The sequence below is a fragment of the Rhodococcus sp. NyZ502 genome, from assembly GCF_041464245.1.
Classification (GTDB): domain Bacteria; phylum Actinomycetota; class Actinomycetes; order Mycobacteriales; family Mycobacteriaceae; genus Rhodococcus_F; species Rhodococcus_F qingshengii.
In genome coordinates this window covers 1,027,594-1,044,463 of the sequence record NZ_CP167155.1, presented here as the reverse complement: position 1 = coordinate 1,044,463, position 16,870 = coordinate 1,027,594, and the positions used below count along the sequence as shown (strand labels likewise).

Here is a 16,870-nt window from a genome sequence, read left to right as displayed (position 1 = left end):
CGACCTGGTACGGCCGCCAATCGATGTCCCGAAGTAAGTAGCAAAGGCTACCCTTAATGAGGTGAGGGTATCAACACTGTGAGCCCCCGTATAGCGGTCGACCCCACGGAGCGATGCGACGTATGTCATAGTTTTGCCCCCTCGCTCGCGTCATCCCCTTCGGCGGCGACTGCAGCCTCGATCACGTCGACCAATTGACCTGCCCATACGCGGACTGCACCCGCATCGACGCGGTCGGCACGGAACCCGAGAGTTGCAAAGACAGGCCCATCGCCCACCGGCTCGTAAAAACTCAACGTCACATCCGCATCGGGCACTCCCACCGGAATCGGTACGAGAGAACCGAAGTCGCCGAGCCCGTCCAAATCGGCCTGTTGATGATGGATCACCATCACCTGAGGCCTCATGGACGCCGGATTACCCAGCGCCTGCTCGACATACACATATGAGACGTCCTGATTGCTCAGCGCTTCCAGATTGTTTTCCCGGATGCGAGCCAGCAAGTCTGCAAACGTCGGACTACCGGACGTATCCGTGCGCAGGAGAACAACATTGAAGAACGATCCGATCATCGGTTCGAGACGGGGATCCGACCTGCCCGCAACCAATGAACCGATGGGAAGATCAGTACCCGCGCCGGCCTTCGTGAGAACGCTGGCCAGTGCGGCCTGCAGGACCATGAACATACTCGTGCCGGTGCGCGCAGCCAGGGCGTCGATTCCGGCGTGCAGACCCGCGTCGATGTCGACGGCGATCACGTCACCTCGAGGCTCCGAGTCACCTTCCGGCAACGGAAGATTCACACTGGTCGGTATTCCGTCGAGCGCATCCCGCCAATATGCAAGTTGCTTCGACGCACGGCTGTCGACGTCTCGGGGGTCTCCCAACAGCTCGTCCGACCACACGGTGTAATCGGCGTACGTCAATGCAAGCTCGTCCCAAACCGGTTGATCTCCCTGCGACCGGGCTGCATAAGCAGAGACCAGATCTCCCAACAGCGGCACTACTGACCACTCGTCGACGGCGATGTAGTGCATGACGAGAAGCAGTGTCCTAGAGCCGTCTTCACCGAGCACCAGATGAACCCGCAACGGTGATTGCTCACGCAGATCCATCGGAAGTTGAGCCAGTTCGAACACCACTCGACCCACATCGCCGGCGCCGACATCGACCACATCGACAGTCGGACGCACCGATTCTCTTGCCACGACGATGCCGTCGACCTCGACGAAGGTGGTCCGCAGGGGTTCGTGCCGCGAAGTGACATCGTCCAAGGCGTGCCCGAGAACCTCCGGATCGATCTTCGATTTCAGGGTCAGCGCCAGAGCGTGGCTTGCTTGCGGTTGCGCGCCGGACGCGCGGAACAACTCCCATTGACGACGTTGCGGCGTAGACAGACCCATCGTCTCGGGACGTTTCACCGCCGGCGCCAGGATCGGACGCCCACCTTCCGAACGCGCGACGACGGCCGCCAACTCCGCAACACTCGGCGCGTCGAATACGTCTCGAATACTGACGTCCACGCCGAACGCTTCACGAATGCGACCGACCAGTTTCATCGAAGCCATCGAATGGCCGCCGAGTTCGAAGAAACTGTCGTGGACTCCGACACTCGGGAGTTGCAGGATTTCCGCGAACGCAGCCGCAACCGTGGACTCCACTGCCGTGCGAGGAGCAACATCACCCGCCAGCTCCGACCAGTCCGGAGTGGGCAACGACTTGCGGTCGAGCTTTCCGTTGGGCGTCAACGGCAGCGGACCGTCAAGGGCGACAACCATGGTCGGAACCATGTAGTCGGGCAACGACAGTGCCGCGAGGTTCCGCACTGCCGTCGTGTCGACGACGACACCGGGTTCCGGTGACACGTAACCGACCAGGCGCGTGATTTCGCCCTGCCGATCCGCGACGACCGTTGCCTGCTTCACCGAAGGATGGGCACTGAGAGCTCCGATGATTTCGCCCAACTCGATTCGGAAACCGCGGATCTTGACCTGATCGTCGACGCGGCCGAGGAAGTCGATGTTCCCGTCAGTGCGCCACCGCGCGCGGTCCCCGGTGCGATACATGCGATCGCCCGCGGTGAAGGGATCGGCGATGAATCTCTGCGCCGTCAGATCGAATCGGCCCAGATAGCCTCTCGCCAGGCCGCGTCCCGCGATGTACAGCTCGCCGGATACTCCCGGCGGAACCGGACGGAGTTGATCGTCGAGCACGTACGCCTGTTCGTTGGGGTCAGGGATTCCGATGGGCACGGGACCGTTCCAACCGGGTTCCGCCTGCCACAGTGTGTTGTTCACCGTGGCTTCGGTGAGTCCGTACGCGGCAAGCAAATTCAGCCGCTCCGCCCATCGCCCGATCAGCTCCGGTGGCACCGTCTCGGTTCCGACCAACACGGTGCAGCCCTGCGGCACTTCACATCCTGCCGGCAGAGCGGCCAGCAACGAGGGAGGGATGATCGCGTGGGTGACACGATTGCTCGTCATGAAATCGGTCAGCGCCGGACCGGCAACTCGTGCATTCTGCGGCACGATCACCAGGGTGCTGCTCGTGCACAGTGCCATCGCCAGCTCGAATACCGCGACGTCGAAGCCGACCGAAGCGAACTGCATCACCACCGAACCCGGTACCAGTCGCATCCGAACCTCAGCTGTGGCAACAAGACTCGGAATACCGTCATGGGAGAGGACGGCTCCCTTCGGCTTGCCGGTCGATCCCGAGGTGTAGATGACATAGGCAGCGTGGCTGACGCCAACTGGTGGCCGGGGAGTTTCGACGATCACTGCCTCGTCCAGTTCCGCACGGATCAGCGGATCGTCCAGGAGGATTCGCTCGACGCCGACCACATCCTCGATCCGCGAGCTTTCCTCCGCAGTGGACAGAAGTACCGAGGCGCGGGAATCGGTGAGCATGTATGTGATGCGCTCGCTCGGGTGACTCAAATCCAGGGGTAGATACGCGGCCCCCAGCTTGAGCACGGCGAGGACCGACGCGACCATTTCCACCGAGCGCGGGACGGCAAGCCCCACCACGTCTTCGACCGACACTCCGCGGCGATACAGCACGCCGGCGATCCGATCACACTGCTCGGAGAGTTCGCGGTACGTGGCCTGCCCCGCCTCGTCGCGCACCGCAATCGCCTCGGGCGTAGCAACGACTCCACGCGCGAAAGCGTCGTAGAACGTCTCTTCCGGCACGTCGACGGCGGTGTCGTTGAACGAGGTGACAACTTGCTCGAGTTCGCCTGGCAAGAAGATGTCGATGTCGCCGATCTCGATGTCGGCCGATTCCACGACTGCCGCGATCACCGATTCCAATCGGTTCGAAATTCGCTGTGCTGTTTCGCGATCGAAGAGGTCGCTGCCGTATTCGAGTCGGACGTCGATGCAGCCTTCGTCGCCGAGGTACTCGGTGAAGTTGAACACCAGATCGAACTTGGCTGTGTACTCCTCGAGTTCGAACGGATCCCCTCCCATCTCCTCGCGGCTGTGATAGCCGACCATGACCTGGAACAGCGGATTACGTGCCAAAGTACGCGACGGATTGAGGCGCTCCACCACCGTTTCGAAGGGAACGTCAGCGTTGGCGAAGGCCTCGAGATCTCCCTCGCGAACGCGATCCACCAACTCCCGGAACGTCGGGTTACCCGACGTATCCGTGCGCAGCACAATCGTATTGACGAAGAAGCCGACCAGTTCGTCGAGTCCCTGCTCACTACGTCCGGCGACGGGAGCGCCGAGGGGAAGGTCCTCACCCGCTCCGAGCGCAGTCAGCAACGCCGCCGACGCCGCGTGCAGAACCATGAACATCGAACTCTGGCTCTCGCGCGCCAGATCTCGCAGTGCAGCAGTTGTCTCCACGCCCAACCGTGTCACCACTGCACCACCGGAGAAACTCGGTCTGGCCGGTCGACTCCGGTCGGCGGGAAGCAGCAGTTCTTCGGGGGCTCCGTCTAAACTCTTCGCCCAGAAGTCCAACTGCGTGCTCAGGATGCTCGACGGATCGTCGGGGCTGCCCAACAATTCCCGTTGCCACAGAGTGTAATCCGCGTACTGAACCGGAAGCGGTTCGAAAATTGGATCTTCGCACTGGATCCGAGAGGAGTATGCAGACATCAGATCGCGCAGGAATGGCCGATCGGACCATTCGTCCGTCGTGATGTGATGCAGGACGATCACGACCACTACGGCACCGTCCACCTCGGCACCGTCCACCCGGATCAGACGTGCGCGGATCGGAATCTCGTCAGACAGGTCGAACGGACGACCCACTGCCACGGCAATTTCACCGGCGACACCGGATTCGTCTCGATGAACTGTCTCGACCGGAATCGTCGCCGATTCGAGAATTATCTGCTCCGGCGATCCGTCCACCAACCGGAACACCGTACGCAGGGATTCGTGTCGTTCCACGACGTCGCCGAGCGCCGCGGCGAAGACGTCCGCGTCCAGTGCGCCGTCCAAACGGAGCACGATCGGGAAATTGTAGGCCGCGGAGTTCTCCTCCATCTGTCCGATCAGCCACAATCGCTGTTGAGCGGCAGAAAGAGGAAGGTGGTCCGGCCGCGGCTTCGCTACCAGCACCGGTCGCGTCGATCCCTGCTCGGCCACAATACGTTCCGCAAGTTCCGCCACCGTCGGCGCTTCGAAGAGATCACGCATGGTCAGACTGTTCGGAATGGCGATCCGAGCTCGACTGATCAGCTTGGTGGCCAGAAGCGAGTGCCCACCGAGGTCGAAGAAGTTGTCGTCGACCCCGATATCGCCCACATCGAGTACGTCGGAGAAGAGGTCGCAGAGGACCTCTTCCGTGTGGTTACGCGGTGCGATCGACTCCCCACTCCGTTCCCCCAGCACCGAATCAGCGGTTGGCAGTGCCTTGACGTCGAGCTTGCCGTTGACGGTCATCGGTAGTGTCTCCACCTCGATCACCACGGCCGGAACCATGTAGTCGGGTAGGAGAACTCGCGCCTGCGCGCGGTAGTCGTGCCCGGCGCCGAGTCGCACGGGTGTCACGTAGCCGACGAGCCTCTTGACTCCACCTGCCCCGACGTCGACCACCACTGCCGCTTGCCGCACATGTTCGTCGGATTCGAGAACGGAGACGATTTCGCTCGGCTCGATGCGGTGACCTCTGATCTTCACCTGATCGTCGGTGCGGCCGAGGAAGTCCAGGTTGCCGTCACCGCGTCGCCGCACGAGATCCCCGGTGCGGTACATACGTCCTCCGGTCCCAGCCGGATCTGCGACGAAGCGCTCGGACGTGAGCGCGAAGCGTCCGAGGTAGCCGCGAGCCAAACCGGCTCCGGCAATGTACAGTTCGCCGGCAACTCCATCGGGGACCGGACGCAGCCAGCCGTCGAGAATATGCGCGGCGGTGTTCCAGATCGGTTTGCCGACGGTCGGGGTGTCACTGTCGAACGTTCCGCCACCGAGCGTGTTGATCGTGTATTCCGTCGGACCGTAGAGGTTGTAGCCCACGGTTCCCTCGGTGTCGCGCAGCCTGTTCCACACCGAATCCGGAACGGCTTCACCGCCGAGCAGGACCAACGGCGGGCGGTGGTGTCCCACACCGTCGTCGAGAAGCCCGCTGTCGATCAGGTGCGTCGCGTAGGTCGGTGTCACGTTGACGACGTCGATGTCCAGTGCGTCGCAGTATGCAACGAGTGCCTCGGCATCACGACGCAAATCCTCGTCACAAATGTGCACCTCGTGGCCTTCCACGAGCCACAGAAGTTCCTCCCACGACATGTCGAAGGCAAAGGACACGGTGTGCGCGATCCGCAGGCGCCGGCCCGCCGCGGCGATCACGGGTTCGAAAATCGCCTCGCGGTGGTTGAACTGCATGTTCGTCAAGCCGCGGTAACCGGTGACCACGCCCTTGGGCTTGCCGGTCGAACCGGAGGTGTAGATGACGTACGCGGGGTGGTCGAGTCGATGCGGTGCCCCCGGAGCGAATGCTCCGAGTTCCGACGCGGAGAGTGCCCGCGCCGAGATCGTCAGTCTCCTTGCTGCTGTATCGGGTTCGTCGATCACGATAGTGCGGACGTCCGCACCTTCGAACCTCGGTGAGGCCGAAACGGTTGTCAGCAACACGACAGGATCCGCGTCGTCGATCATCACGGCCAACCGTTCGGCCGGATGGTCGAGTTCGAGGGGTAGGTAGGCAGCACCCGTGCGCAATACCGCGAAGAGCGCGACGACCATGTCCACCGAACGTGGTAGGCCAAGAGCGACAATCTTTTCCGGGCCGGCGCCGCAATTGATCAGCAACCGCGCCATCCGGTTGATCTCGCCGTCGAGATCGGCGTAGGTCATCCGGCGCTTCCCGAACACGAGTGCCGTGTCGTTCGGTTGCGCCGACGCGACTTCTTCGAACAGGTCGGCAATGGTGCGCTCCGGCAACTCCCGGATCTGCGTCTGCTGCGCTACTGCGGGAACCGGAGACGCAACAACCGATCCCGTCATGTCCTGCGACCAACTCTGCAGCAGGTCGACGAAGTGACCCAGTAGGTCCTCGGCCCGGCGCGCGGTCACCAGATTCGGATGGAACTCGAACTTGACGTTGACGGTGGCACCCGGTGTGACCACGACGGTCAGCGGATAGTGCGTGTGATCGATACTGTCGCTTCCACTCACGTCGTGAGCGGCGTTGAGCGCGTGGACTTGCTTCTCGTCCACGAAGTTCTGCAGGACCATCAGCACGTCGAAGAGTTGACGATGCTCGGAAACACGCTGGATCGATGCCAAACCGAGGTAGTCGAAGGGCATCAGCGAAAGTCGATCCGCCTGTGTCCGACGAAGAAGTTCCTCGACGCTCTCGTTCGGATCCAGTTGCAGCCGAACGGGAACGGTGTTGAGGAACATTCCCACCACGGTGTCGATTCCCGGTACCTCCGGTGGCCGTCCGGCAACCGTGGAGCCGAAGACGACGTCCTGTCGACCGGTGGCCGACGCCAGCACGAGGGCCAGCGCTGCATTCAGTACCGTGTTGAACGTGACGCCGGACGCGGCAGCGCGCTCACGCAACGCACGCGAAAGCGTTTCCGACAGAACCGCATCGCGGCGATCCGGAAGCTGAACTTCGACGCCGGGCATCGGCTCGGCAACAAGCGTCGGCTCCTCGAGTCCTGCGAGCGCTCCGCGCCACCCCTCGTCGGCGGCTGCACCGTCGCGATCGGCCAACCAGGCGAGGTATGTCTCGAACGACCCCTCGGGTTCGCCGAATGCGCTGTCGTCGCCGCCGGTATCGTAAAGCGCCAGAAGCTGACTGACGACAAGGCCGTTGGACCAGCCGTCCCACAGCAGGAACTGCCTGTTGATCACCAGACGATCCTGGCCGCCGGGCAGATGCAGCACACTCATACGCCACAGCGGCGGCGCGGTCAGGTCGAATGGCGTCACTCGGTCTTGGGCGGCGACGGCCTCGGCACGCTCACGAGCAACCGAGTCGTCGAGTTCACGGAGATCGTGGACGACGACCGGAACATCGAGTCCAGCGCTGAAGAACTGCACCGGCTCGTTCAGCCCTTCGCTCACGAAACCCGCTCGCAACGTGGGATTTCGTCGTTGAAGTGTCCGGGCGGCCGCAGCCAACCTGTCGACATCGAGGGTGTGCCCGAAGTCCATCGAGAACTGTGCCGTGTAGATGTCCCCACCACTGCTGCTGTCGCTGCTGCCCGCGTAGCCGGCTTGGAAGTACAGGCCTTCCTGCAACGGTGAGAGTGGGAGGATGCTGCTGACACCTGCCGGACTCGCATCGGCTATCGCGTCGATCTCGGTCTGACTCAGGTCGAGCAACGTCACATCGGACGGGGTCAGAATGGGAGGCCCGGCGTGACGCGCGGCCGCAGCCGCCAGATCGCCGAGGGCCGAAACCCAGCCGTCGGAGAGTGACTGCGCGTCCTCCTCGGACAAATCTTCACTTGCCCAGGCAAACTCGGCGCGGAGCCCCGAATCCACGCTGACGACATTCACGATCAGTCGGTACGGGCCTCCCATGTCTGCGTCGGGATCGGTGGACAAGGCTTCGGATTCCGCTGCCAAGGACCATGCTGTCGATCCAGCTGTCGTCGTACGTCCGAGATAGTTGAACAGGATCTGAGATTCGGAGCGCCCCGCCAATGTCGATGCCGTGCGGGCATTCACGTATCGCAGCATCCCGTAGCCGATACCGCCGTCCGGAGCCGCCCGCAGGCTCTCCTTCACCTCGCGTAGCGTGTCCACCGGGTCGATTCCGCCGTGCAGTCGCATCGGGGCAATCGTGGTGAACCAGCCGACTGTTCGCGACAGATCGATGCCCGCCACCAACTCCTCCCGGCCGTGCCGTTCGAGATCGACCAGCAATTCGTGCTCACTGCGGCCGGTGGAGCGGCGCCAGCGATCGACGGACATCGTCAGCGCTGCCAACAGAACATCCGTTCCCTCGGCACCCACCATTGCCGCAACCGATCCAAGTGCTGCCTCGGAGATTGCTCCGTCCACCGTGACCGTGCGCCTCGAGCCTCCGGATACGACGGCATCGCCCGCGGCGTCGGGGATCAACTGCGCGCCCGGAGCGGTCACGGTCAGCCAGTGATCGAGTTCGGCGAATCGATGAGCACTGTATGCGTGTTCGGCCACCGTACGGGAGAAGGTACGCAGCGAAGTTCCGACGGCATCCAGTGCGGCGGGCTCTCCGGCTTCGACTGCCACCCAGGCCATCGCGAGATCCTCGAGCAGGGTTCCCCAGGAAACCCCGTCCACGACCAGGTGGTGCGCGACTATCGCGAGTCGGCCCAGACTCTCAGCGCCGCAATCGAACCAGACCACCGAGACCATCCGCCCTGCAGACGGATCCAATCGACTGGTCGCAGTTTCAGAGTGCTCAGTGACGAGTCTTCGCAACTCGGAGTCATCCAGTCCCCGAGCATCAACGCGTTCGACCAGGTTCGCTGCCCGGACACTACCGGGTTCCTCGATCCGCGCCGACCACATCCCGCGGTCATGTCGGATCAAGGTTTGGCGAAGTCCGTCGTGGTGATCGAGCACGGCCTGCAATGCGCCGGTGATCGAACCGAGAGATGTTGCCGGAGAGTGGATCAGAACTGCCTGGTTGAAGCGGTCGGTACCACCCGTCCATTCGGACAAGCGGTGAACCACCGGCAGCGGAACCAGCTCACCCACGCCGATGTCGGCCGTGACGGTGGCATCCGAGGTGGCGACATCACCCACCGCTGCAGCGATCGCAGCGGGAGTGCGCAATTCGAAGATCTGACGCGGGGTCAGCACTACCGAATCACGACGAGCCAGGTTGACCAGTCGGATCGCCAGGATACTGTCGCCGCCGAGAGTGAAGAAATCGTCGCGCACCCCGACACGGGGCAGTCCGAGAACCGTCGCGAAATGCCCGGCGAGGAGGTCTGCAACGCCCGAGGAAACCACTCCCGTCAAGTCGCCCACCTGTGCCGCAAAATCCGGTGCAGGTAGTGCTTTTCGGTCGAGCTTGCCACTCGGGCTCAGCGGCAGCGACTCGAGCCGCACGAAGGCACTTGGCACCATGAACTCCGGTAGCACTGACAACAACTGAGCTCGAACCGCAACATCATCAGCATCTCCGACCAGGTAGGCGACCACCTGTGCGCGGTTGCTCGGACCGTCGGTTCGGACGATCACGGCACTTGCCGTGACTCCGGGGCACAGCGCCAATTGCGCTTCGATTTCGCCGAGTTCGATTCGGAATCCACGAACCTTCACCTGCTCGTCGGCACGGCCGAGGTACTCGAGAACGCCGTCGGCATTCCACCGCACGATGTCACCGGTCCGGTACATCCGCGAGCCGCCGTCGCTGTACGGATTCGCCACGAATCGTTCGGAGGTCAATCCCCCACGTCCGTGGTAACCACGTGCCAGTTGTGGCCCTGCCAGATAGAGCTCACCGGTGGCACCGGCCGGGACGTTCTGCAGGTAGGGATCGAGAACCAACAGGCCGGTGTTGGCGGCAGGTGCGCCGATCGGGACGCTGACGGCGTCTGCCGGAGTTTCCTGCACCGACGGCTGCCAACTGACGTCGACGGCGGCCTCGGTGGGGCCGTAGAGGTTGTCCACCAGAGTATTCGGCAGGATCTCGGAGACCTTGCGCGCAACGTGAACGGGCAGTGCCTCGCCGCTGCAGTTGACGATCTCGAGCGAAGAGCACAGTGCTGCTTTCGGCTCCGCGAGAAACACGTCGAGCATCGACGGAACAAAATGCACTCGGGTCACGGAATGTTCGACGATGACGTCGGCCAGATAGCCAGGGTCCTTGTGCCCGTCCGGCTCGGCCATCACGAGAGTTGCCCCCACCAGGAACGGCCAGAAGAATTCGGGAACGGAGACGTCGAAGCTCGACGGGGTCTTCTGCAGCATCCGGTCGGAGACGTCCATCGGACGTATCTGCTGTGCCCAGAGCAATCGGTTGACCACACCCTCGTGGTTGACCACAACGCCTTTGGGGCGACCGGTCGAACCCGAAGTGTAGATCATGTACGCGGCATCCGCGGGCGATCCTGGGACACTCAGCGGATCGGCGGGGAACTGCGCCGACTCCGATACCGTCACCCGCGGAACCGAACCCGAATCGAGTGAAGAATCTTCCGACACCACGACGCACACAGGATCGGCGTCACCCAGCATGTACGTCAGCCGCTCCGCCGGGTAGCCGGTGTCGAGGGGAACGTATGCTCCCCCGGCCTTTCCGATGCCGAGTATCGCGACCATCAGATCAGGAGAGCGAGGCAAGGCAACCGCTACCAACGATTCGCGTCCGACGCCACGTTCGCGCAGCAGATGCGCAAAACGATCAGCGCGAGAGTGAAGTTCGGCGTAGGTCAACGACTCTTCACGGAAGATCACTGCGGTGGCTTCGGGCGTACGCCCGGCTTGATCCTTCAGCAGCTCGGTCAGCGTTGCGCGCGGCCGATCCAAGGCCGTGCCGACGCTCCCCGGCTGTGCGGGTGCCAGCGCGATCCGGCCGATGACCTGATCGAGATCGCGCGAGAGCTCGGTGAGTACGACTGCGAGAGTTTCGGCCAGCGACGCAGCGGCGTCGCCGTCCACCTGAGCAGCGTCGTACTTGAGCTCCAACGCCAATCGATCGCCGGGGACGACGATCAGGGTCAACGGGTAGGCCGGTCGCTCGTCGAATCGAATTCCCGTCAGTCGCACCGAGTTCGTCGGATCAGCGATTGCCGTGTCACCGAGTGGATAGTTCTCGAACACGACGAGTGATTCGAAGTCCTGCTCCAGTCCGCCGGTCCGTCGCAGTTCGGGTAACCCCAGGTACTGATGGTCGAGTAGTTCCGATTGTTCCCTCTGCCAACGGGAAAGCGCTTGCGCGGCTGTCTCTGCCGGATCGAACCGCAACCGAGCCGGCACGGTGTTGATGAACAAGCCCACCATGGACTCGATCCCGGGCAGGTCTCCACCGCGTCCCGATACGGTCGATCCGAACAGCACGTCTGTTCGGCCGGTCATTCGGCCGAGCACCAGCCCCCAGGCGCCGTGCACGAGCGTGCTCAGCGTCAGGCCATGGGAGCGTCCGTTGATCGCCAGTGCGCGAGTATCACTGTCGGACAGCTCGACTCGGGTGGCACAGACGCCGCTGCTGCCCGCGCTCGGCGCGGGAAGTTCGACCGCGGGCCCGGGAGAGTTCAGCGCTTCTCTCCACACCGCTGCCGAGGCCTCGTGATCGTGGCCGGCCAACCATTCGAGATAGCTGCGGTACGGCGCCGGAGTCGGGAGCACCACGCCGGAGTCGCCAACGCTGTACGACGCCATCAGCTCCCGCAGCATCACCGGAACCGACCATCCGTCTGCGACCGCATGGTGAATCGACTGCAGCAGAAGGTACTTCTCCGAAGAGGCACGGACAAGCGTGTAACGGACGAGCGGCGGTTGCGCCAGGTCGAACCCGCGCGCGCGGTCGGCGGAAAGCAGTTCATCGACATCGGCGCCGGCCACCTCGACTACCGCCATCTCCACGACAGCGCTCGGGTGCACCACCTGCACGACCCGGCCGTCACCCAGGACCGAGAATCCGGTGCGCAGCGCCTCATGCCGATCGACGACGGATTGCAGCGCGCGGCGCAACGCCGCACTGTCCACGGCTCCGGTCAGTTCCACAACCTGTTGCACGACATACTGATCGGCCCCCGGATCGGCAAACGCCGAATGGAAGTAGATCCCTTCCTGCAGCGGAGTGAGTGGGAGAATCTCTTCAGCCTTCGGTAACCCGTCCACGTCTGCCTGAGCGAGCGCCACCAGAGGGTAGTCCGAGGGTGTGGCTCCGCCGAAGGCTGCGAGCCCGGACACGGCCTCGAGCGAGTCCAGCCACAACCGCGCAAACCTGTCGATGTCGCTACGCAGGAAGATGTTCGACGCCCAGGTCAGGGTGGCTCGCAGTCGTGGTCCACCGGCGGCGTCCTCGGCTACGACGTCGACAGACAACGCGTGTCCCAGCGGCATGGACGGATCGGCAGCACCGTCCATCGACACCGGGAACCAGTCCCCCTCCGCTGCGGCAGTACGTCCCAGGTAGTTGAGCACCACCTCCGGCGCTGCGACGCTACCCAACTGATCCGAGCTGCCCAGGTATCGCAATGCTCCGTACCCGAAGCCGGCGTTGGGGACGCGTCGAAGTTGCTCCTTGACGCTCTTGAGAACCCCCGCCAACTCGCCGCTCGCTTCGAGATCCGGAGCGGCTGTACCGATCTCGAGCGCCACCGGGAACACTGTGGTGAACCATCCGACGGTACGAGTCAGGTCGACGTGCGCAGCGCCGTCACCGCGAACGATGTCCTCGTCGCGTCCGTGCCCCTCCAGGTCGATCGTCACCGATCCGGCACCGCTCCAACGGGTCAGCGCCACGGCAAGTGCGGTGACCAGCACTTCGCTCACATCGGCTCCGAACGCCCGTGGGACACTGCCCAACAGCTGATCTGCAAGTTCTGGAGGTAGGGTGATCGACCGCGCTGCAGCGGTGCGCGCGAGGTCAACTGCCGGGTCGAGTGCCCGACGGCCGAGAGATGCCCGTTGTGCGGACGTCACCGAGTCCCAGAACTCGATTTCCGAGTCCAGTCGCCCGGCTCCGACCGCATCCGAGACGAGTTCGGCGTACCTTCGCACCGACGTGCCGGCCGGTGCGAGTGCGGGTTCGTCGCCATTCATCGCTGCGATGCCGGCGCGCGCGAGGTCCTCGAGGATGATGCGCCACGAGACGCCGTCGACCACCGCGTGGTGGATGACAAGCAACAGCCGTCCGGGACCGGTCACAGGGCGGAACAGAACAGCGCTGACCATCGTGCCGTCGGCCGGATTCAGACGGCCGACAGCTCGCTCGGTCTCGGCGACGATCAGCGGTCCGCATTCTTCGAGCGGTGCCGGTAGTGCACGGGTCTCGAAGACCACAGCCACTTCGTTTGTCTCCGGGACGAGCAGTCTTCCTTCGGGCGTCAACGTCGCACGAAGTGCATCGTGGCGCGCCACCAGGGCGTCGAGCGCCGCCTGGACATGCTCGGACGTCAAGGCTGACGGGGTCTGAATCAGCGCACGCTGGTGGAAGGTTCGTACTGCGTCCGACACTCCGAGAACCCTGGCGGCAATCGGCGTCGTGGCTACGTGGCCGATCGGTTGGTCCGCGTGGTCGACGATCTCAGCCACTCGGGAGGGCTGGGCACGCGCCATAGCCTCGGCGGTGCGCAGTTGGAACACCTCGCGAGGACTGATCGACAAACCGGCAGCACGAGCCGCGGTCACGAGTGCGATCGCGACGATGCTGTCGCCGCCCAGTGCAAAGAAGTCGTCGGTAACGCCGACCGAATCGAGGCCGACTGCCGACGCGATCAACGTGCAGAACTGTTGTTCGACTTCGTTTCTCGCAGCGACATGTGCACTCAGTTCGGCGAGATCGGGCTCGGGTAGCGCGCGACGGTCGAGTTTGCCGTTTGCCGTGAGCGGAAACTTGTCGAGGACGGTGACGGTGGTCGGGACCATGTAGTCGGGCAGCTTGCTCGCAGCCCACTCGCGAAGCTCACGTGAGTCGATCGCGAGGTTCGTCCCCGACGCTGCGCTCACGTAGGCGGCGAGATACTTTGCACCTGTTGGTGCTTGGCGCACCAGAACTGCCACGTGACGCACTGCGGGGTGCGAAATCACGGCGGCTTCGACATCCTCGAGTTCCAGGCGCATGCCGCGGATCTTCACCTGATTGTCCGTGCGTCCGAGGAAGTCGAGGGTGCCGTCGGCGGTCCATCTGGCCAAGTCACCGGTGCGATACATGCGGGATCCGGCCAGATCACCTGAGACGAAGGGATCCGCGACAAAGCGAGATGCGGTCAGTGCCGAAGCACCCACGTATCCGCGTCCCAGCAGGAAGCCCGCGGCGTAGAGTTCGCCGCCGGTGCCGATCGGAACCGGCTGCAAGTCGCCGTCCAACACGTACAGACGAGTGTTGGGGTTCGGCCGCCCGATGGAGGTCGCGATTCGTTCCGCGTCCTCTCGGTAGATCACATGGGAGACACCGATGGTCGCTTCGGCCGGGCCGTAGCCGTGATACAGCGTCGTGGACAGTTGGGCACGGAACCGGTCGAAGAGTTCAGGCGTGAGAACCTCACCGCCGCACCACACGTGCTTCAACGAATCGAGCTGATCGGTCTCGTTCGCCAGGTCCAGCAGTATGTCGAGCATGGACGAGACCAGGTAGACGAAGGTGACCGATTCTCCGGCGATCAGGTCGAGCAGGTATTGCGGGTCGCGTTCCCCCTCGGGCTTCGCGATCACCAATCGACCGCCGGAGACGAGCGGGAGCAGGATCTCGTTGATCGAGATATCGAACGAGAGTGGGGCTTTGAACAAGGAGGCATCGCCGGACCCGAACCCGAGAATCCGCTCCCGTTGCCACAGCAACCTTGCGCAGATTGCCTCGTGGCGGATCATGGCGCCCTTCGGACGTCCGGTCGAACCGGACGTGAAGATGACGTATGCGAGTTGGGCACCGTGAATACGAATGTCGGAGGTCATTGTCTCGGACAGGTCCGAGGGCCCGTCCTCGTACGCCCACGCGGAGAGATCGACCGGAACGGAGTCGTCTACACCGTCCGAGGTGAGCACCAGTGTGGCACCGGCATCGGTGAGTACCGATTCGCGGCGCTCTGCGGGCCATGACGGATCCAGCGGAACGAAGGCACCGCCGGCGCACATGACGGCCAACAACCCCACCACCATCTCGGCGGATCTCGGAAGGCCGATCGCCACAACGGTTTCGGTCGCGACACCGCGAGAGATCAAGTGCGCGGCGAGCTGTGATACCCGACTTTCGAGTTCGCCGTAGGTCAGCCGGATATCGCCGTCGACCACGGCGACGGCGCCCCGATCGGCAGAGAAGCTGCTGCGCAACAAATCCGGCACCGTCGTCACGGGCTGCGGCTCTGCGGTGTCGTTCCACCCGTGGAGCACGAGTTCTCTCTCCGCGAGCGACATGGGGTCGAGTGCCGAGATCGGAAGCTGCGGCTCGGCTACGAATCGATCGAGGAACTGTTCGATTCTGGCGGTGTGATCGGCCAACTCCCTGTCGAATCCGGCCGGGGCGCGGACGTCGATCTCGATCGGTTCCCCGTCCTGACCACCGCGCACACTCAGATCCAGGTCACTGACTCGACCGGTTACCGAATTACGCACGCGCACCGGGCATCCGCCGAAGGTGAGTGTGTGTTCGAACATCATCGAGTTGATGCCGGGGCCGAAGACCTGACGGTCGGGATCGATCGCCCGAATGTCGCGAGCGAGATCCTCACCTCGGTACCGCCCGTGCTTGAGAATCGAGACCAGGGCGGTGTCGAGACGAGTTGCCAACTGGCCGATGGTTTCCGAGCGTTCTACCCGAATACTCAGCGGCAAAATCGTCGACGCCATCGAAGGAGTGCGACGCATGTCGCGCCCCACCCGAGCGGCCATCGGTACCGAGACGACAACGTCGTGCTTTCCGGTGGTTCGTGCGATGTACGCGATCAGCGCGGCCATGGGCAGGCGAGTTCGTCGAATCCCGGCGTCGGCCGCATAGCGGTAGAGCTGTGCCGCGCGATCAGCGTCGAGCGTGAGTATCGCTGAGATCGGCGGCAGCGAATCATCCACCTGCCCATGCAGAATCCGCGTCGCTTCCGGTCCCGATTCAACGCGTTCGACCCAGTACTGACGGTCGGTCTGGAATCGCGGAGAGTTCCGGTAATCCAGATCGGCTGCAACCACGGCGTCGAGTGACCACTGCGGCGCGGCAGTCCCGAGATTCGGATCGTCGTATCGCTCGGCGACGTCGGCGACGATGAGCGAGATGCCGTACCCGTCGATCACGCTGTGGTGATAGCGCTGATACCAGATGACTCGGTCGTCAGCGGTCAGCAGAAGCACCTGGCGGAACAGCAGATCGTCCGGACCGAAGACCCGAGCCATGTCGGTGTCCATCCACGACTGCGCAGTCGAATCGGGATCCGCCTCGGCCCGAAGGTCGAGAATTTCCACGTCCCAGCGCGCATCCGGAATCGGCACCTGGATCAGCTGGTTGTCGGCATCGACCTCGAAGTGCACGAACAGCGCTTCGACGCGTCCGACGCTGGCCTCGATCGCCGCTGCCGCGCGCTCGATGTCGATCGTGCCGTCGACCTCGACGACAAGTCCGATGTTGTAGACCGGACTGCTCGGATCCACGTTCTGAGCAACCCACACCTCACGCTGAGCGGCCGTCGCCGGGAGCGCTGCGTCCAGATCGGCACCGCCCGATACCGCCGGGTGAGCTACCTGAGAGTGGTCAGACATCAAGAATCCGATCATCGTCGTTCATGCTCATCGAACGACGAACACCCTCG

General features: G+C 63.5%; 1 protein-coding gene. It reads right to left on the bottom strand.

The genetic code is table 11. The annotated features are described in order from the left end of the window. Nucleotides 1-125: 125 nt before the first annotated feature. A complete protein-coding gene (locus ACBG85_RS04850) occupies nt 126-16,835 on the bottom strand; it encodes an amino acid adenylation domain-containing protein (RefSeq protein ID WP_372026398.1) in 16,710 nt (5,569 codons plus the stop codon). Between the last annotated feature and the right edge of the window lie 35 nt (nt 16,836-16,870).